Raw genomic sequence first — 14,021 nt, 5'->3', positions numbered from 1 at the left:
GATCAAAGCGGAAGCCTGGAGGCGGAGGTGTCACAAGATCACCTCGTATTCCGCGATGTCGAAGGCGCTGCCGTGCTTCTCCCACTTGCAGCCGTGACGGCCGTCAGCCGGCCACTCGTTGAGATTGCCGTTGGCGAGGCGCACGCGGACGCGCTTGCCGATCGCCTCCGCGGGCAGATGGCCGGGGTTCGGTTTCATCCGCTTGCGCCCAGCTGGGCGCGGATCGACTGCAGATCGGCAATCAAGCCATCCAAGCCCGCGCTGCTCAAGGTGACGGCGAGACCGTCGGATTTGCAGTGTGCGTCGCGCAGAGCGAGCAGGATGCCGCCATGTTCCGCAAGGTCCATCCAGCCGATCGTCAGCCCCTGATCCAGATGCACCCATGCATGCGTGCCATCGGGCTGTAGGAGCAGCACGGCTCCGCTCTCGTTTGCGATCAGCGGTCCCTCGATCGGGGCGCGGCGGATGGGCGCGAGGATCTCCGCCTCAGACATGCGCGAGCACCTTCTGATCGAGGTGCGCGCCGCCGCGGATGCCGCCGAGGCGGCGCCATAGTTTGACCTTCTCGGCTGATCCCCAGCACGCCTCTGGCGCGGAATTGTGCATGAACCTCGCCAGATCGGCGATGCGGGCGAGGCAGATCTCGTCCGCGCCGCACGCGGCCTTCCGCAAGTTGTTCTCGAACAGGCCGGTCAGGAAGTTGCCGGTGGGGATGCCATCGAGCACATGGCCGACGATGCCGCCCCAGACATGATCGGGGACGTGCATGCGGTCCTGCTCGAGCTGGCGCATGACGTCGGCCGCGGTTGCTGCGATATCGTCCATCACGACCACGCCGCATTGATCAGGCGGAGCGAGGCGCTCTTCCGCCAATTTTCGAGCAGCGTCTTGCCGGCGTCGCAGGTGCAGGTCGACGAAACGCCAGAGCAGCTGAGCCGGTTGACGTCCCAGCGCGGCCGATGCGTCGCGCCGTGATCGGCGACCAGGGCGGCGATGATTGCTTCAGGCTTTGCGCCTGCGCGGATCTGCTCGCTGACATAGTCGTACGCGGCCTGAAGCTTGCGCAGCTTGGCGTCGATCGAGAGGGCGGGCATCAGAAACCGCCCACCAGATCGAGCGCGATGTCGCTCAGGAGCAGTCCGTCCGCCAGCATGATGCCGCCAGCGACTGGCATCTGCTCGCCGTCCTCAGGCCCGAAGGCGACTTGCTTGGCACCGAGCCCCTGCTCGCAGATTTGCTCGAGTCGCTCGCGCAGCTGATTGATCGTCATCAGTGCAGCCCCAGCGCGTTGCGATAGGTCTCCATCAGCGCGTCGGCTTCGTCGCGGTGGTGCTTCTCCATCTTCCGCAGGCGGACGATGTGCCGCATCGTCTTCGTATCGAAGCCGGTGGACTTGGACTCGGCGTAGACATCCTTGATGTCGTCAGCGATGCCCTTCTTCTCTTCCTCGAGGCGCTCGATGCGCTCGATGAACAGGCGCAGCTGTTCGGCGGATACGGAATCGCTCATAGCCCCCTCCGCTCGAATGCCGGGGCGAGGAAGTCGGTGACATCCTGCGGCGATAGGGTGCGGGCGCGCCCCTCAGGCGCGGAGACGATTGCCGAACCGACGCCCTGCAGATGTGCTTTGCAAACACCGAGGGCCAATGCCTCTGGGCTGATGCGAGAATCGCGCATCAGATCAACCAGGTTCAGAGCAATCGCAGTCGCGATCACCGGCTTGATTGTGTTCGCGACGCGATCGATCGCGTCCCGCTCTTCATCGAAAATGGACGTCATCGGCGGGGCCTTTCGAAGGGGAGGATCGTCGACGGGCGACGATTGGCGCGATCGACGATCGGGCCGAGGATCATGCTGCCGAGCAGCCAGAGGAGCAGCGCGAGCCCGCCGGCGACGGTTCGGCCCGCGCCGAGGGCGTATGCCGCGCCGAACAGGATGATGACGTCAAACGGTGCGGCCGTGGGCGCGAAGATGCGGCGAAGCAGCCAGAGGAGGGGCCTGCGCATCAGAAGGCAAACGTCAGCAGGAAGTTGCCCTTGCCGCTCCACGCATCGGCGAGGGCGACCAGGCCAAGCCCGAAGACTAGCCCAACGATCCAAAGCATTGCGATGACGCTGCCGCCGTCGAAGCGGCGGGCGACGTCGGCGACGTCGATCGCGGGCGGCGTGTAGTGCGTCAAATCGGGGCGGCGCGTGCGGACAAGGGGGCGGATCATGCTGCGAGCTCCTCAGGCAAGTCAGGGGAGGGGGCTGCGCTCGGCTCCTCGTCGTCGATCGCGGGTTGCGCTTCGACGGCGGGCTCGTCTTCGGGGCAGGTGCTGCAGAGATCCTCGGCGATCCAGGCGCAGCCGCGGCCATGATCGTCCAGGCAGGGATCGAGCTCGCTGCAGGCGCACTTCCGGCACAGGCGCGGCGCAGGCAACTTAGAGCCGAGGCGAAGATCCTCGAGGCGGCGCAGGACATGCGCCTTGAAGGCGAACGCGAAGCGCAGGGCCTTGATGACGTTGTCGCCGATCGGCGCCTGGTCGGCCTCGATCTGGCGCAGCCAGTTCGCGCGATCGAGGACGCTTACGTGCGGCTCGGTCGGCAGCATCGTCGCGACGTCGTCGATCGACAGCGCGGCGGCTTCGCGGCGCTTTTGGAGATAGGTGCCGGGCGACATGGCCATGGGGCGATCCTTTCGACTTGGCGCAACACCGCAGCAGCGGCAGCGCTCGGGCAGCAGAAAGCCGCTCCCGAAAGCGCGATTGCGTCGGGACCGGCAGGTTGGTGAGGGGGCGAACGGGCGCGCCGGGCCTGGCTTAGGTCGGCGCCTCCCGATCGGGGGTGAGCTGGGGTGCGACGCGGCCGATCGCCGCGTCGAGATCTGCAACTTCCTTGCGAGCCTTGGCCTTCTCGGCCGGGCCTGCGCCGGGCTGTGCGGCCTGGATCAAGGCGGCGACCGCCTGACCGGCCTCGGCCGCGATATCGACGGTGGCGAGCGCGAGCTCGCGCTCGTGGGCGAAGCGGCCGGCGCGGCCTTCGTCGCGGCGATATTCGAGCATCTCGAAGATCGGCGAGCCGACACCGCCATGCTCGGCATAGAGAAGATCGAGCGGGACGACCGTTTCGACCGGCATGCGCTCCGGCCGGTCAGGATCGCCCCATTTGCGGACGAGGCTGGCGCTGCACTTGCACTCCGGCGTCAGATAGGGGGCGCACACGAGGGCCATGGCATCGTAGCCGCCGGGCACCTGGCGGGCGATCTGGACGAGCGCGTCCTCAACCGACAAAGGCGGGCGCAGCTTCGTCACAGGGCCAGCCACATGCGAACTGCCAGCCCGGTGCCGAGAAGGAACAGCAGGGTGCCGGGGATCATCAGCGCGACGACGAGGCGGCGGATGTTCGGGAGCGGCTCGCTCAAGCCGTGCTCCTCGGCATAGTGGCGGGCCCAGACACGCGTGCCTTCGGCGGCAGCTATCATCATCGCGCCCCCGCCGATCGCGAGCAAGGCCCATGCGGCGATCATGCGGCCACCGCGCAAGCAAACCGACGCCGGCCCTCTAGGGAAGACCGGCGCCGGGGCGACCCGAGGGCTGGCGCGTCACCCGATAAGGGAAGGGCGCGCGCCAGCTCCGGAAAACGGGCTGTAGAACCGGCCAGCGATTGCAGACGATCACGCATCCGCCGGCTGGTATCGAGCCCGAGCAGGCAATTGGGCTGCAGCGCGCGGACTTTTCCGGGACCAGCGGCTGCGGTTCGGCCTGCCTGCCAGCGGCCGAAGGGATGGGGGAATGACGAGGGGAAAAAGGGAGCGCGGCCCCCAGTCGAAGCGACCGCGCTCCCCTCAGCCGCGGCGGGCAATATCAGAGCAAAGGTGCTCGCCGCAGGAGAGTGGGTGCCTCCGGCCGGGGCAACGATGGACGCGCCCCGGCCTTCGGCTATCGTGTGAACCGCAACGCACACACGAAGGAGTGAAATTTTGGATCCGTTGGTGGATGGGGGGCGGCTCGGATACCGCCTCGTCAGTGCGCTTATGTCGGTGCTGGCCGCGCGAGATCCGACGCTTGTCGGTGCAATGCGCGTGGCCGTCGAAGCGCAGATCGAGGCTGGCAACGCCAATCCCGACGAGGATGCCACAATGCTCATGTTGCTGGACACGCTCACCCGCGCCGCTCCGTAGCATCCCTGACGGACTCGATGACGGCAGCGTGCATTCGCTGAGCCGCTGCAACGAGCTGCTCCTTCGGTACGAAGGTCGCGGTTTCGATCGTCACGATCCGGCGGCGGAGCAAGACAAGCGCCCGCGCCTGAAGGAGGAGGTCCATCGTGATGCCGAGCAGGGCCGCAGTTTGCAGCAGGTCAGTCAAGGCGGGCGCTCCTGGTCATCATGGCGGCTCCGATCACGAGACGAAGCCTTCGAGCGTCACATTCGTCGCGGCTGGCGAGGGGGCGGCCGAGTCGCGCGGATAGAGATCGGGGCGGAGATCGTGGCGGCTGACGCCGGTTTCGCGTTCCACAATGAGAACATGCTCAGCAGGAAGTGGTTTGCGCCCCTTCAGCCAAGCCCACACGCTGGGCTGGGCGATGCCGAGGAGCCGCGCCATAGCCGCTTGAGACCCAAGCGAATCAACTGCGCGACGGAGCGCATCAGGGGGCGAAAGTACCGATTTCATTCCTCAATCAATAGACGTATCTATTACAGAGTCAATATAGGCATTTCTATCGCGCTTAATAGGCGTAGCTATAGATTGCCGTCATGAGCTTAGGTCGACGCGTTCAGGATCGGATGACCGAGAAAGGGCTCAGCCAGGCTGAGCTCGCGCGCCGCGTCGGACTTTCGCAACCATCAATCTACGCGCTCATTCACAAGAACAAGACCGGGACGCGCAACCTTCACCTCATCGCGCGAGAGCTGGGAACCACGCCCGCGTATTTGTCGGGAGAGACGGATGATCCTGAGGCTGATGCACCAGATGCGCCGGCACTTAGTTATGAACAGCTGGAACTGATAGATTGCTTTGCCCGCCTTAGCCGAGCGGACCAGACGATCCTCGTTCAGCTCGCTCGCTCAATGGCTCAAAAAACACCGCAAACCGCGCAGCGCCTGCACGACGCTCCGGTTGGCTACACTCCCGAGGGGAAGTGATGCGTGCTTATGCCGCAGTCGCACTGGCGCTAGCCGCCGCGGGGTGCGGGAGCACCGATAGGGTCGCAAGCGATCCACTGGAAGTCGCGAAGCGACGGCTCGAGATCGTGCGCAAGAATGGCGATGGGAACGCCGCGATCTGCAGAGAAGAGCGAAATGTTCAGGAAGTCGCCCTGCAGCAGGGAAATGAAGAGGCATACCTGGAACACAAGCGATACGGCGATATCGCCTGCGGCGCAGCGGGCAATCGCGCGGCGGGGCTGTGATGCAGGCAGGGCTTAGAACAGAGAAAGGGCGGGCCGGTGCCTGATTCAGTTGATGGTCCTATCGATGCATTCGGAAAATTCCGCGCGTCGCGGGAGACTACCTTGGCCAAGGTCGTGGGTCTGATGCGCGACGCCGGATTTGACGATGCGGAGATCACCGCAGTGGAGGCAACCGGTCTCTTCGGGTCTGTTACCGCGATGCGCGTCGCAGAATTCACCAATAAGCAAATCGACTTTAATCTCAGAGTCGTTGATGCGCTTATTTCGATTGTCTCAAATGACGACGACAAAGTAGCTCGCATTCGCTCAGCGCACGAAACGCTCGGCCAAGCCGTCGGCATAAAAAACGAGCTCGTGGATGAGTTTATACAGGGAATGGACAGAGAGGTTCAGGAGTTATTCGCGAGGATTCAGGCGAAAGCCGCTTCGAAATGACGCCTTCGAATGACGCTTCGCAAATCTTCAACTCCGACCAGCGCATGGCGGCGCTGGAGAGGAAAATCGATTCCTTGAAAGGCGGCTCAGGAGACGGCACATCGGGGGGCATGGACGCCCGCATCGCAAAGCTTGAAAGCGACGTCGAACATTTGAAGCGCTCGTCCGAGAAAGTCGAGAGCAAGCTCGATCAGATCATCGCTGCCACTTCCACGATGCAGATGACGCTCGCGACGATCGACGACCGCACGAAGGTCGTGCCGAAGATCGCAACGGATATCGCCACCTTGGAAGAGCGTACCAGGGGCGTGCCGAAAATGGCAACAGACGTTGCAGCGCTCGATACGCAGGTAAAAAACCTGCCAGGAAAGACTTTTATTTGGGTGTGCGTCGGCGTCATCATCACCGCGGTCGGGGGGCTTGTGCTGATTATGACCAGGTTGCTCGGCACGCCGGCCGGTTAGTTTCCAGCCGCTTCGGACGGAAGCGAGCCTAACTGTTTACAGGGTCCGGCCGCCGTGAAACGGTGAGCCAGGATTTGCGCTGGGGGGCGAGGGGAGCATGAAAGAAACGGGGATCGGCCTGATTTGCCTAGGCCTGTTGATCGCAGTGATATCTTTCTTCCTCGGGACCTCGGTGGACAGCGTGATTCCCGAGGGACTCTATTCCACTCGTGTCGATCGGATCATCAACCTTGGGCTGCTCCAGCGTCAGATGCTGGTGTTCGCAAGCGGCGGTGCAGTTTTCCTGGCGGGCATCATTCTCACCGCGGCGGGTGCGATCCTGGATCAACTTCGCGTTCGCGGACCCGGCGAGACCATTGGACGCGAGCCCGGCGGCTTGGCCGGAGCGTCGCAGGCCGGACCGTCCTTTCATGCTCCCATGGTACCCGCCCATCCGGCAATATCGCCCGAAGAGGCGGAGGAACTGCATCGGAAAGAACGCAAGCTGGCGCTTTGGCTAATCGGGGGACTGCTGGCATTTTTCGTACTGGCCATGGTGCTGAGCACCCTTCGACCAAAGCCCGCCAACGAGCCCATCAACATGACTGCGGAAAACGTGGCTGCCAGTCACGAGGCTAATGCTGCAATGTACGATGCGATGGCGGAGGAACTTTCGAGCGGAGGCGATCCGGCCAAGACCCAACGAGGACGGCGGTGATGCCCAGCGATTCCGAGCCCGACCCCGCGAAGCCGTCGTTCGACATTGCCTACAAGGTCGCATGGGTAGACTCCTTTGCGACGCGTTCACAGCCCTCGGACGGTAGGGATGCGGCGCGCCTTTTCCAGCAGCTTGAGCAGCTGTGGAGCGAAGTGGAGGTCGCAGCTTTCGACTTAAGCGGCGAATATGGCTCCGTGCAGGGTCTTGTGCGGCGCACGCGCACTCGCATCGATAGGATCCTGGCGGATTGGGAGCGGAAGCTCTTGCCGGCGGAGGACGCTGCTCCCCTGCTCGCGGAAGAGATGGGGGCTATCCTGAGAGATGCTGTGTTCTGGCGCGGATTGATCGAAAATGACTTAAAGCGCGATGGTTCGCGGTCGTTCAAAAACAGAACAGTCGTCCATTTGCGCGACGAACTGAATCACTTAGCTGCGCTACTCGCGCGACCTTCTCCCGAGCCCCGAGATGCCAGCGGCAGACGCTTGCGCGAGATCGTCCCTGCACAGAAGCTGGCACCGACTGAATTCGCGTTCGTCGATGACATGTTGCGGGCGAGAAGCGTTCCGGCCCGATCGAGCGACGATGTCATTGCAGCGAGCGCCGCGGCGCGCGGACACCTGATCGATGTCGCAGACCGCCTCGTGCACGCGCTGCAGAAATCCAACAATTTCGACACCAGGCTGATCGAGACGGTCCAGCAGCTCGCCGCGCGCGTCGCCGCCGAGAAGGACGTCATCCAGCTAGCGATCGCCAATCTGGGCGCGGCCGCCGTTTTCGAAGCGGCGAAGGACGAACTGCCCGACCTGCTTGCTGCCGAGTTGACGAGCTTCAGCACGGCCATCGGGATGTACGTCGCGCAGTTTCCTGACTGGCGGGCCTTTGCCGAGAACGCGGCCGGCGTGGACATGGGCGAGGCAGAGATGGCCGAAGTGGTCAAAGCTGCCGAGCAGGCCGTCAACAACCTGAAGGCCGCCGACGGGGTGGACCCCGAAGTGCCGAAGTCCATCGAGTTCCTGCTTGCCCTAGTGCGCGAGCCTAAAGTGGCGGGGAAGCGGACCTTCTTCGCGCTGGTGCGCACGATGGAGAATTTGGTGGCCGCAATCTTCCGGGAGGGCGCTACGCTGCTCGACAGCCTGTTTTCCGGCACGAACGAGGCGCTGAAGGGAGCGAGCAAGAAGGTCGTCTACACCGCGCTAATTGTCACGGCGATTTCAGCCGCGGGCGGGATCGCGCCGATCGCGGCCAAGGTCGGCGCGGATTGGGTAGGGCCGGCGGCGCAGCTGATCGCGAAGGAACTGGGGAAATTCGGGTGACGGGGCGCGGCAAATCGCAACGAGGGTGGACTGATGGCCGCAAATGATACGCTAATTTTCGAATTCGCCGGCGAAGGGCCGGGCGAAGTGTCGATCGATGCGGCCCATCTCGGCCGGATCGCGAGTGCGTTTGCCTCGATCGTAGCATCGGCAACCGAAAACGATGACGCTCCGCTGGAGCTGAGAATAATAGAGGCGCGGCAGGGGTCGCTGCGCATTTCTTTTCGAGCGGTGGTACAATCGGTGCACGATAACCGCGCGACGATCTCAGAATATTCAGCGCCGTTGAGTCTGGGCGTGGCCGCTCTGGCGTTCTTCGGCTTTGGAGCGGCAAGCCCAAGTGCGACTACCGCCGATCCACCCGATCCGCGCTCCAAGGTGCATTGCGAGCGCCTGCAGAGGCTTGTGATCGGCGCGCGCGCCGGCGACCTGACCATTTTCGCGCCGGATGGGTGCTCCGTCATCGTATTGGCGAACTCGATGCGGATACCGAACGTGACGCTGCGTATCCCCGACCTCGATCACGAGATGAAGAACGAGGTGATGCAGCTTGTGCGCAAGTTACCCCTCGTCGCCGAGGCCGATTCCGGTTTCGACGACGGGCTAGGCGAGGGCGCTGACGGGGAACCCGATCCTTTCCCCTACGAAGTCCGTGTCACCTTCCGCCCGTCGGTCTCGGATGACGAGGCCGAGGAGCTTCTGGCCGACATTGCCGAAAAGGCGGGGCGCCCGATCAAGCGGATGCAGGCCGAAGTGGCGGCCGCAGGCTGGGTGGAGGATTGATGGCCGCAAACGACCTGATCGAGATCGACTTCGTCAATCTAGACGGCAGGGAAGTCGCGATCCCGCCGGTGCTCGTTGCCGAAATCGCTGGCGCGCTGCGCGAGGGCATTCTTCCCATCCTCAGCGAGATTGCCGGCGAGGAAGTAGACCTATTCTTCCTGCTCACCGGCGCGCAGCGGGGCTCGCTGAAGCTGCTGTTTCGCCCTGTTACGAGAGTGCTCCGGGATCGAAAGGACGAGTTGCAAGGGGCGGCGAACATCACCACCGCGCTAAGCGCCGTCGCGGCCGCTGCCGTGTATGTCTACACCGGCATTGCGAGCGGCTCGCTGCTTCCTTCCCGGCCGGTGGCTCCCGCCGAGATCCAGGCGCAGATTGGACAGGCAGGGGAGTCGGCTAGGAGCCGCGAGGTCTCGCGATCCTTCGAAGGGCTGTTGAAGAGCGCGGGCACCTGCGGTGCCGACGAAACTTGGCTTTCCGTGCCCGATGCTCCTCGGTGCCGGATCGAAGTCCAAAATTCGCGTGACACCTTCCTCATTGGTTCATTGGCGGAGCCGGGCAGCCCCACGAGCGCCTCATCATCAGGGTCGGTGACCCTGACGGGGGAGCAGCTCAGGCTAAACATCGGGCTGGAAGACGTGCCGGATGCCATCGATACTTATGTCGGTGAGATGTACGAAGATGGGAGTATTGAACCGACCACCGTGCTGGTGACCTGGGGGTCGAAACGGCCAATTCCGGGGCCCGGGGAGGAAGTGTCCTATTCGGGTGACCGCACCGCAATCCACTCGGGAGTTCTGAATACGATCTATGCGATGACGCCCATAGGTTTGGGCGCTCGGCGGGCGGTCTACATCCTCAACGTCCGGAAACAGCTGGTCGCTGAGTGACCACCTAGCGATTTCCCCCATTCCCGCTATGTTCCATGGCGGGGAGGCTAGCCGGCCCGTGATCGAGACACCCATTCGACTGACGCCGCAGGACAGCAGCCGCAAATTGCAGGCGCTGGACGTAATCAAACGCCATTATCTGAAGCATGGGAAGAGCCCGACGCAAGGCGAGATCGCGGCGTCGCTCGGCGTCTCGAAGGCTCGGATCTACAATCTGGTGGTCGCGCTCGAGCGCGATAAGCTGGTCAAGCGGGTGCGCGGCAAGAGCCGCAACATCATGCTGGTGAATGCGGCCGCACAGGTAAGCGAAAGCGATGCACTGTTGCAGCTGCAGGCGGCCGGCTGGGCGATCACGATCGGCGACAAGATCATCAACGGCCCGTTGCCAGACATGAGACTGCCGCTGGCCCCTCGGCTCGACCATGTTCCGCGAAGCGGATGTGGGGATGAGCAAAGTGACGGGGATCAGCGGAAGCGCGCCTGAGGCGCGATACGAACAGCAGCGCTTCGAGCATCTGGTGCTCGGCCGACCAAGGCCGGCGCCGCCGGCGACAGCCAAGAACCGGAAGCGCCGATCGCGGCCGCCGGCGCAGCTCGCCCCCGGCATCGAGGAGGCCGTGCAGCTGCGCGAGCGCTGGTCTCACAAGGAAGGTACGCCGCAGACGCACGAGCAGCACAGCCGGCGCCAGGCCGGAGCGATCGCGCGGCTGCATCAATCGCGGGCGATCGACGACGATCAGGTTGCCTATGCCCAGCAGATCGACACGGCGTTCGGGTTGATCGGCGCCGATGTGCTGGTGAAGACCGCCAGCCTGGAGGCGCGCGTCGATGTGACGCGGATGGGCGATGGCAGCTTCTACGAGGCGCTCGGCAGGGTTCGGCTCGAGGTGGCCTATTCGGCCTGGCGCAAGATGCTGCCGCGGCCCGGGCTGGTGCTGGAAATTATCGCCGGCGATGTCGGCCTCGCCGAGGCCGCGGTGCGCCACCATAGCAGCAAGCGCACCGCCAAGCGGCTGCTGATCGAGGCGCTGGACCTTTGGCCGCGCTGCCATGCCGAGGCGCGTCGGCGCATGGATCCCGCCACGCTGGCCGCGGCGCAGGCGGGGATTCTTTGATGTTCACCCGATGATGGTGATGGCGTCCCTGAGCGAAATTGTGGCGACAATGCCGGTCTCGTCCCTGACCTCGACGCGATGATCCAGCTCCAGCTTCCCAAGTAGCACTTCGCTGCTCGCAATCTCGCGAGCCTCCCTGATCCCTTCCTGTTGCGCACTGGCCAGATCGGGCAGGTCACGGCCTTCCTCGTCTACCATGAGGGTGCCGTCGTGATAGTCGTAGAAATACCTTGGCATTCTCGCACTCCCTTTGCGCAGGGAGAACGCTTCGAGCGGCTTGAGAGAGCCGAGAAAACTGCCGAACTTGGGTTAGCTTGCCCCACCTTCACCGAGGTTGGTGTTCGCGAACTTTATAATCGCCGCAGATAGGGGCGTTGACAAATTAGAGACTGCCAAACGGACCCGAAAGCGTCCAAATCGACCCCGCCACAATTGCGTTCGAAGCCCGCCGCTCTTCCCCCGGAGCAGGCGGGCTTCGGCATTCTGGAGGCCGCGATATGGCCCAGCCGCACAAAGACCTCGCCGACGAGATCGGGCGCGCCGTTGGCGAGCTCGAGTCCGTCGAACGGCATGTGCGCGCGGGCATTCGCGGGGCGGACCACTACGATCGGCTCGAAGAGCAGGTTCAGGGTGTCCGCAACCGCCTCGCCGTCGCCTTTCGCGGTTCAACCGCGCGGCCGACCACGGCGACCGTCATCCGCGGCCGCAATGGCGGCGTGTGGGCATGACGCGCGGCCTCCACCCCAATTCGAGGAGCTCGGCATGGATCTGATCGATATCGCCGACGTGCGCGCTGCATCGCAGGAGCCGCCGTCGATCCAGGGCGACGGTGTGATCGTGACGCGGGCCTTCCTCGCGCAAGTTGCCAACGAGCTCGAAGCGGGCCGTGCGGCGCTACAGCTGCAGGGGAAGCCGAGTTGAGCGCGATCGAGACGATCGAGCAGGCCACCGCCGCGCTCGAGCAATATGCCAAGATCGAAGGCAAGGCGCTCGCGATCGCAGTGCGCCGCAATGCCGGGATCGCGCGCGTCAACGCAGCGGCCGACAAAATGATGACGCCCATGCTCGAGCAGCTGGTCGGCCTTCGCAAGCTGCTGGAGCCCTGGTGGGCTGCCAATGGCGCCACGCTGGTGAAGGGCAAGAACAAGTCCGTCCAGCTAGGCGGCTGCACGATCGGCACGAAGGCGAGCGCGGCTTCGCTGGCGCTGAAGAGCGGCGACTTCGACAAGGAGGCGACGCTGCTGCGCAAGCTGGCGTGGGCCAAGCCCTATGTCCGCGTGACCGTCTCGATCGACAAGGCCGCGGTGCGCAGTGCGCTGACCGGGCCCGACGCCGAGAAGCTCAAGCGGCGCGGTTTCAAAGAACAGCCGGGCACCGATGCCTTCTTCGTGAACCGCGTGGCGCAGGCCGCGGCGGTCAGCACCAGCAACTGAGCCGAGGAGCTCCTATGCGTTTTTTCCCGATCAATGGCCTTATCCTGGTGTGCGCAGCACTCGCATCATCGGCGATGCCCGGGCTGGCCACGACGCACGACCGGTTGCCGCGAGCCCGGACTGCCCCACGGTACCGCCCACGGTTCTCGGGCAGCATTGCGCAACTCAATCGCCACACCGGCAAACCGCACGAGAACAAGCGCGAGATCGCGCGCAACCTTCGCCGGCAGGCGCGGGTAGCAGCGACCGCCTGATGACGAGGATCCGCGATGCTGGCGTCGGCCTGAAGCTGGCACTGGTGCGCTCGGCCGAGCAGGCAGGCACGCCCGTCGAGATCCTCGAGGATGACTTCACGGCCTGGTCGTCGGCCACCTTCGCCGGCGCGCAGCACCTGGTGAAGATCGCCAGTGCGTCATGCGCCAAGCTGGATGCTTGGCTGCAGCGGCTCGCTGAGTGCGATCTAGGCGTGCCCGGGCACCTGGTGGCCAGTATGGTCGTCATCGCCCGCCAGTGCGCCAACGGGCGCACCGAGGCGCATATCGAGGCGCTCACGGTCGCTCAGCCGGCCTGATGCCGGTGCAGCCGCCACGCTTCGGCTCGAAGCCGAAGAAGGCTTGGCAGCCCACCCCAGGAACGAAGGATCGCCGCAAGCGCGGCCGAGCCGGGCAGCGCGATCGCGCTCAGGTGATCGCCGAGGAGCCGCTCTGCAGGAAGTGCCTCGAGCGCGGGCTGGACGTCGCCACCGACGTCGTCGACCACATCAAGCCGTTGAGTGAAGGCGGCAGCGACGACCGATCGAACAAGCAGGGCCTCTGCCACCCATGCCACGACGAGAAGTCGAAGGCCGAGCGCGCCGAGGGCGCGGCCTACCGCGCCGGTCGGTGACGGGGAGGGGGAGGGTCGATCTCTGGGGCGCCAAGGGGGCGGACACCGCCCTTGAGGAAGATTCTTATGCGGTCGAAATCAAAGGGTAAAAAGTGAGGGCCGATGAGCAGAGGCGGCCCTCGGCCCAATAGCGGGCGGAAACGCAAGGATCCGGCGCTGAAGGCGCTGGCCGGCACCACGCGCGCGGATCGTGACGCGGTGGTGCCGGTGATCTCGCCCGACGAGGGGCCGATGATCGCGCCGATGCATCTCGGCGATCTCGAGCAGCTGATGTTCGGGTCGATCGCCGGCGTGCTACAGGCGCAGAAGCGGGCGAGCCCGCATTATGCCGAGCATGTCGCGCTGCTGGCCATGCGGCTGGCGCAGATCCAGAGGCTGAAAGCGGTGCTCGAAGTGGAGGGTGACACCTTCACCAGCGAAACGCTGAAGTCGGCGGGCGAAACCGTCGTGATCACGCGGATGGTGCGAGCCCGGCCAGAGGTGGCGATGCTTTCGGAAGCAATGCGCCAGGCACAGTCGCTGCTCGGCGAGCTCATGCTCAATCCTTCGGCCGCGATGCGGATCGCACCAGGGCACAAGGTCGAAGAAGACCCCTTCGACTTCTGAGGAGCATAGCA

33 protein-coding genes are annotated in these 14,021 nt (G+C 64.4%); 18 read left to right on the top strand and 15 right to left on the bottom strand.

Going from position 1 to position 14,021, the window contains the following annotated elements; translation table 11 throughout:
- Window positions 1-30: 30 nt before the first annotated feature.
- The 12 genes from ACZZZM_RS13690 to ACZZZM_RS13635 form a co-directional block, all read right to left on the bottom strand.
- The gene (locus ACZZZM_RS13690; protein ID WP_463595641.1) at window positions 31-198 is read right to left on the bottom strand and encodes a hypothetical protein; all 168 of its coding nucleotides are present in this window, start codon (window positions 196-198) and stop codon (window positions 31-33) included.
- The gene (locus tag ACZZZM_RS13685) at window positions 195-494 is read right to left on the bottom strand and encodes a hypothetical protein (protein WP_463595640.1); all 300 of its coding nucleotides are present in this window, start codon (window positions 492-494) and stop codon (window positions 195-197) included. The genes ACZZZM_RS13690 and ACZZZM_RS13685 overlap by 4 nt, the downstream gene beginning before the upstream one ends.
- A complete protein-coding gene (locus tag ACZZZM_RS13680) occupies window positions 487-825 on the bottom strand; it encodes a hypothetical protein (protein ID WP_463595639.1) in 339 nt (112 codons plus the stop codon). The genes ACZZZM_RS13685 and ACZZZM_RS13680 overlap by 8 nt, the downstream gene beginning before the upstream one ends.
- Window positions 825-1,094, bottom strand: coding sequence for a hypothetical protein (locus tag ACZZZM_RS13675; protein ID WP_463595638.1), 270 nt, complete (start codon window positions 1,092-1,094; stop codon window positions 825-827). The genes ACZZZM_RS13680 and ACZZZM_RS13675 overlap by 1 nt, the downstream gene beginning before the upstream one ends.
- Complete coding sequence (locus tag ACZZZM_RS13670; protein WP_463595637.1) at window positions 1,094-1,270, bottom strand: hypothetical protein; 177 nt, start codon at window positions 1,268-1,270, stop codon at window positions 1,094-1,096. Before ACZZZM_RS13670 ends, ACZZZM_RS13675 begins: the two co-directional genes overlap by 1 nt.
- Window positions 1,270-1,509 (bottom strand): DUF2312 domain-containing protein, encoded by a 240-nt coding sequence (locus ACZZZM_RS13665; RefSeq protein WP_463595636.1) that lies wholly within the window; start codon window positions 1,507-1,509, stop codon window positions 1,270-1,272. The genes ACZZZM_RS13670 and ACZZZM_RS13665 overlap by 1 nt, the downstream gene beginning before the upstream one ends.
- A complete protein-coding gene (locus tag ACZZZM_RS13660) occupies window positions 1,506-1,778 on the bottom strand; it encodes a hypothetical protein (RefSeq protein WP_463595635.1) in 273 nt (90 codons plus the stop codon). Before ACZZZM_RS13660 ends, ACZZZM_RS13665 begins: the two co-directional genes overlap by 4 nt.
- On the bottom strand, window positions 1,775-2,005 hold the full coding sequence (locus ACZZZM_RS13655; protein ID WP_463595634.1) for a hypothetical protein: 231 nt from the start codon (window positions 2,003-2,005) through the stop codon (window positions 1,775-1,777). The genes ACZZZM_RS13660 and ACZZZM_RS13655 overlap by 4 nt, the downstream gene beginning before the upstream one ends.
- Window positions 2,005-2,214, bottom strand: coding sequence for a hypothetical protein (locus ACZZZM_RS13650; RefSeq protein ID WP_463595633.1), 210 nt, complete (start codon window positions 2,212-2,214; stop codon window positions 2,005-2,007). Before ACZZZM_RS13650 ends, ACZZZM_RS13655 begins: the two co-directional genes overlap by 1 nt.
- Window positions 2,211-2,666 carry a RodZ family helix-turn-helix domain-containing protein gene (locus ACZZZM_RS13645; protein ID WP_463595632.1) on the bottom strand — a complete coding sequence of 152 codons (456 nt, stop codon included), beginning with the start codon at window positions 2,664-2,666 and terminating at the stop codon, window positions 2,211-2,213. The genes ACZZZM_RS13650 and ACZZZM_RS13645 overlap by 4 nt, the downstream gene beginning before the upstream one ends.
- Before the next feature lie 133 nt (window positions 2,667-2,799).
- On the bottom strand, window positions 2,800-3,291 hold the full coding sequence (locus ACZZZM_RS13640) for a hypothetical protein (protein WP_463595631.1): 492 nt from the start codon (window positions 3,289-3,291) through the stop codon (window positions 2,800-2,802).
- The gene (locus tag ACZZZM_RS13635) at window positions 3,288-3,506 is read right to left on the bottom strand and encodes a hypothetical protein (RefSeq protein ID WP_463595630.1); all 219 of its coding nucleotides are present in this window, start codon (window positions 3,504-3,506) and stop codon (window positions 3,288-3,290) included. The genes ACZZZM_RS13640 and ACZZZM_RS13635 overlap by 4 nt, the downstream gene beginning before the upstream one ends.
- Before the next feature lie 453 nt (window positions 3,507-3,959).
- On the opposite strand from ACZZZM_RS13635, the gene ACZZZM_RS13630 reads away from it, so the two are divergent.
- Window positions 3,960-4,160 (top strand): hypothetical protein, encoded by a 201-nt coding sequence (locus tag ACZZZM_RS13630; RefSeq protein ID WP_463595629.1) that lies wholly within the window; start codon window positions 3,960-3,962, stop codon window positions 4,158-4,160.
- Here the strand turns inward: ACZZZM_RS13630 and ACZZZM_RS13625 are convergent.
- Entirely contained in the window at window positions 4,141-4,347 is a 207-nt protein-coding gene (locus tag ACZZZM_RS13625) for a hypothetical protein (protein ID WP_463595628.1), read from the bottom strand. The genes ACZZZM_RS13630 and ACZZZM_RS13625 overlap by 20 nt on opposite strands.
- A 33-nt stretch (window positions 4,348-4,380) precedes the next feature.
- Window positions 4,381-4,653 (bottom strand): helix-turn-helix domain-containing protein, encoded by a 273-nt coding sequence (locus ACZZZM_RS13620; RefSeq protein WP_463595627.1) that lies wholly within the window; start codon window positions 4,651-4,653, stop codon window positions 4,381-4,383.
- A 113-nt stretch (window positions 4,654-4,766) separates the two neighbouring features.
- On the opposite strand from ACZZZM_RS13620, the gene ACZZZM_RS13615 reads away from it, so the two are divergent.
- From ACZZZM_RS13615 to ACZZZM_RS13570, 10 genes are all read left to right on the top strand, one after another.
- Window positions 4,767-5,126 (top strand): helix-turn-helix domain-containing protein, encoded by a 360-nt coding sequence (locus tag ACZZZM_RS13615; RefSeq protein WP_463595626.1) that lies wholly within the window; start codon window positions 4,767-4,769, stop codon window positions 5,124-5,126.
- The gene (locus ACZZZM_RS13610) at window positions 5,126-5,392 is read left to right on the top strand and encodes a hypothetical protein (protein ID WP_463595625.1); all 267 of its coding nucleotides are present in this window, start codon (window positions 5,126-5,128) and stop codon (window positions 5,390-5,392) included. Before ACZZZM_RS13615 ends, ACZZZM_RS13610 begins: the two co-directional genes overlap by 1 nt.
- Before the next feature lie 102 nt (window positions 5,393-5,494).
- A complete protein-coding gene (locus ACZZZM_RS13605) occupies window positions 5,495-5,827 on the top strand; it encodes a hypothetical protein (protein WP_463595624.1) in 333 nt (110 codons plus the stop codon).
- 44 nt (window positions 5,828-5,871) lie between these two features.
- On the top strand, window positions 5,872-6,291 hold the full coding sequence (locus tag ACZZZM_RS13600) for a hypothetical protein (protein ID WP_463595623.1): 420 nt from the start codon (window positions 5,872-5,874) through the stop codon (window positions 6,289-6,291).
- A gap of 97 nt (window positions 6,292-6,388) precedes the next feature.
- Entirely contained in the window at window positions 6,389-6,988 is a 600-nt protein-coding gene (locus ACZZZM_RS13595; RefSeq protein WP_463595622.1) for a hypothetical protein, read from the top strand.
- Window positions 6,988-8,301: a hypothetical protein gene (locus ACZZZM_RS13590; protein ID WP_463595621.1), complete on the top strand. Its 1,314-nt coding sequence runs from the start codon at window positions 6,988-6,990 to the stop codon at window positions 8,299-8,301. The genes ACZZZM_RS13595 and ACZZZM_RS13590 overlap by 1 nt, the downstream gene beginning before the upstream one ends.
- An 87-nt stretch (window positions 8,302-8,388) precedes the next feature.
- Complete coding sequence (locus ACZZZM_RS13585) at window positions 8,389-9,084, top strand: hypothetical protein (RefSeq protein WP_463595620.1); 696 nt, start codon at window positions 8,389-8,391, stop codon at window positions 9,082-9,084.
- The gene (locus tag ACZZZM_RS13580; RefSeq protein ID WP_463595619.1) at window positions 9,084-9,971 is read left to right on the top strand and encodes a hypothetical protein; all 888 of its coding nucleotides are present in this window, start codon (window positions 9,084-9,086) and stop codon (window positions 9,969-9,971) included. Before ACZZZM_RS13585 ends, ACZZZM_RS13580 begins: the two co-directional genes overlap by 1 nt.
- 58 nt (window positions 9,972-10,029) lie before the next feature.
- Window positions 10,030-10,455, top strand: coding sequence for a LexA family protein (locus tag ACZZZM_RS13575; RefSeq protein ID WP_463595618.1), 426 nt, complete (start codon window positions 10,030-10,032; stop codon window positions 10,453-10,455).
- Window positions 10,418-11,086 carry a hypothetical protein gene (locus tag ACZZZM_RS13570; protein WP_463595617.1) on the top strand — a complete coding sequence of 223 codons (669 nt, stop codon included), beginning with the start codon at window positions 10,418-10,420 and terminating at the stop codon, window positions 11,084-11,086. Before ACZZZM_RS13575 ends, ACZZZM_RS13570 begins: the two co-directional genes overlap by 38 nt.
- A 3-nt stretch (window positions 11,087-11,089) precedes the next feature.
- Here ACZZZM_RS13570 and ACZZZM_RS13565 read toward each other — a convergent pair whose 3' ends face one another.
- Window positions 11,090-11,323, bottom strand: a complete 234-nt coding sequence (locus ACZZZM_RS13565) for a DUF6894 family protein (RefSeq protein ID WP_463595616.1) — start codon at window positions 11,321-11,323, stop codon at window positions 11,090-11,092.
- Window positions 11,324-11,583: 260 nt separating this feature from the next.
- Here ACZZZM_RS13565 and ACZZZM_RS13560 point away from each other — a divergent pair, with 260 nt between their 5' ends.
- From ACZZZM_RS13560 to ACZZZM_RS13530, 7 genes are all read left to right on the top strand, one after another.
- On the top strand, window positions 11,584-11,814 hold the full coding sequence (locus ACZZZM_RS13560) for a hypothetical protein (protein ID WP_463595615.1): 231 nt from the start codon (window positions 11,584-11,586) through the stop codon (window positions 11,812-11,814).
- Between the two features lie 34 nt (window positions 11,815-11,848).
- A complete protein-coding gene (locus tag ACZZZM_RS13555) occupies window positions 11,849-12,007 on the top strand; it encodes a hypothetical protein (RefSeq protein WP_463595614.1) in 159 nt (52 codons plus the stop codon).
- Complete coding sequence (locus ACZZZM_RS13550; RefSeq protein WP_463595613.1) at window positions 12,004-12,519, top strand: host-nuclease inhibitor Gam family protein; 516 nt, start codon at window positions 12,004-12,006, stop codon at window positions 12,517-12,519. Before ACZZZM_RS13555 ends, ACZZZM_RS13550 begins: the two co-directional genes overlap by 4 nt.
- 14 nt (window positions 12,520-12,533) lie before the next feature.
- The gene (locus ACZZZM_RS13545) at window positions 12,534-12,773 is read left to right on the top strand and encodes a hypothetical protein (protein WP_463595612.1); all 240 of its coding nucleotides are present in this window, start codon (window positions 12,534-12,536) and stop codon (window positions 12,771-12,773) included.
- Window positions 12,773-13,090: a hypothetical protein gene (locus ACZZZM_RS13540; RefSeq protein ID WP_463595611.1), complete on the top strand. Its 318-nt coding sequence runs from the start codon at window positions 12,773-12,775 to the stop codon at window positions 13,088-13,090. Before ACZZZM_RS13545 ends, ACZZZM_RS13540 begins: the two co-directional genes overlap by 1 nt.
- Window positions 13,090-13,404 carry an HNH endonuclease gene (locus ACZZZM_RS13535; RefSeq protein ID WP_463595610.1) on the top strand — a complete coding sequence of 105 codons (315 nt, stop codon included), beginning with the start codon at window positions 13,090-13,092 and terminating at the stop codon, window positions 13,402-13,404. The genes ACZZZM_RS13540 and ACZZZM_RS13535 overlap by 1 nt, the downstream gene beginning before the upstream one ends.
- Window positions 13,405-13,506: 102 nt before the next feature.
- Complete coding sequence (locus tag ACZZZM_RS13530) at window positions 13,507-14,010, top strand: P27 family phage terminase small subunit (protein ID WP_463595609.1); 504 nt, start codon at window positions 13,507-13,509, stop codon at window positions 14,008-14,010.
- Window positions 14,011-14,021: the final 11 nt, after the last annotated feature.

Source organism: Sphingomonas sp. AC522 (genome assembly GCF_979258125.1).
Note: the sequence above shows the minus strand (reverse complement) of the source record. Positions and strands in the feature narration are given on the sequence as shown.

Bases quoted from the DNA above. Each gene is read 5' to 3' on its own strand.
- ACZZZM_RS13660 (WP_463595635.1), bottom strand. From the start codon at position 1,778: ATGACGTCCATTTTCGATGAAGAGCGGGACGCGATCGATCGCGTCGCG.
- ACZZZM_RS13665 (WP_463595636.1), bottom strand. From the start codon at position 1,509: ATGAGCGATTCCGTATCCGCCGAACAGCTGCGCCTGTTCATCGAGCGC.
- ACZZZM_RS13545 (WP_463595612.1), top strand. From the start codon at position 12,534: ATGCGTTTTTTCCCGATCAATGGCCTTATCCTGGTGTGCGCAGCACTC.
- ACZZZM_RS13565 (WP_463595616.1), bottom strand. From the start codon at position 11,323: ATGCCAAGGTATTTCTACGACTATCACGACGGCACCCTCATGGTAGAC.
- ACZZZM_RS13645 (WP_463595632.1), bottom strand. From the start codon at position 2,666: ATGGCCATGTCGCCCGGCACCTATCTCCAAAAGCGCCGCGAAGCCGCC.
- ACZZZM_RS13635 (WP_463595630.1), bottom strand. From the start codon at position 3,506: ATGATCGCCGCATGGGCCTTGCTCGCGATCGGCGGGGGCGCGATGATG.
- ACZZZM_RS13610 (WP_463595625.1), top strand. From the start codon at position 5,126: ATGCGTGCTTATGCCGCAGTCGCACTGGCGCTAGCCGCCGCGGGGTGC.
- ACZZZM_RS13570 (WP_463595617.1), top strand. From the start codon at position 10,418: ATGAGCAAAGTGACGGGGATCAGCGGAAGCGCGCCTGAGGCGCGATAC.
- ACZZZM_RS13680 (WP_463595639.1), bottom strand. From the start codon at position 825: ATGGACGATATCGCAGCAACCGCGGCCGACGTCATGCGCCAGCTCGAG.
- ACZZZM_RS13655 (WP_463595634.1), bottom strand. From the start codon at position 2,005: ATGCGCAGGCCCCTCCTCTGGCTGCTTCGCCGCATCTTCGCGCCCACG.
- ACZZZM_RS13620 (WP_463595627.1), bottom strand. From the start codon at position 4,653: ATGAAATCGGTACTTTCGCCCCCTGATGCGCTCCGTCGCGCAGTTGAT.
- ACZZZM_RS13530 (WP_463595609.1), top strand. From the start codon at position 13,507: ATGAGCAGAGGCGGCCCTCGGCCCAATAGCGGGCGGAAACGCAAGGAT.
- ACZZZM_RS13540 (WP_463595611.1), top strand. From the start codon at position 12,773: ATGACGAGGATCCGCGATGCTGGCGTCGGCCTGAAGCTGGCACTGGTG.
- ACZZZM_RS13685 (WP_463595640.1), bottom strand. From the start codon at position 494: ATGTCTGAGGCGGAGATCCTCGCGCCCATCCGCCGCGCCCCGATCGAG.
- ACZZZM_RS13595 (WP_463595622.1), top strand. From the start codon at position 6,389: ATGAAAGAAACGGGGATCGGCCTGATTTGCCTAGGCCTGTTGATCGCA.
- ACZZZM_RS13650 (WP_463595633.1), bottom strand. From the start codon at position 2,214: ATGATCCGCCCCCTTGTCCGCACGCGCCGCCCCGATTTGACGCACTAC.
- ACZZZM_RS13560 (WP_463595615.1), top strand. From the start codon at position 11,584: ATGGCCCAGCCGCACAAAGACCTCGCCGACGAGATCGGGCGCGCCGTT.
- ACZZZM_RS13600 (WP_463595623.1), top strand. From the start codon at position 5,872: ATGGCGGCGCTGGAGAGGAAAATCGATTCCTTGAAAGGCGGCTCAGGA.
- ACZZZM_RS13535 (WP_463595610.1), top strand. From the start codon at position 13,090: ATGCCGGTGCAGCCGCCACGCTTCGGCTCGAAGCCGAAGAAGGCTTGG.
- ACZZZM_RS13675 (WP_463595638.1), bottom strand. From the start codon at position 1,094: ATGCCCGCCCTCTCGATCGACGCCAAGCTGCGCAAGCTTCAGGCCGCG.
- ACZZZM_RS13615 (WP_463595626.1), top strand. From the start codon at position 4,767: ATGACCGAGAAAGGGCTCAGCCAGGCTGAGCTCGCGCGCCGCGTCGGA.
- ACZZZM_RS13590 (WP_463595621.1), top strand. From the start codon at position 6,988: ATGCCCAGCGATTCCGAGCCCGACCCCGCGAAGCCGTCGTTCGACATT.
- ACZZZM_RS13690 (WP_463595641.1), bottom strand. From the start codon at position 198: ATGAAACCGAACCCCGGCCATCTGCCCGCGGAGGCGATCGGCAAGCGC.
- ACZZZM_RS13580 (WP_463595619.1), top strand. From the start codon at position 9,084: ATGGCCGCAAACGACCTGATCGAGATCGACTTCGTCAATCTAGACGGC.
- ACZZZM_RS13670 (WP_463595637.1), bottom strand. From the start codon at position 1,270: ATGACGATCAATCAGCTGCGCGAGCGACTCGAGCAAATCTGCGAGCAG.
- ACZZZM_RS13555 (WP_463595614.1), top strand. From the start codon at position 11,849: ATGGATCTGATCGATATCGCCGACGTGCGCGCTGCATCGCAGGAGCCG.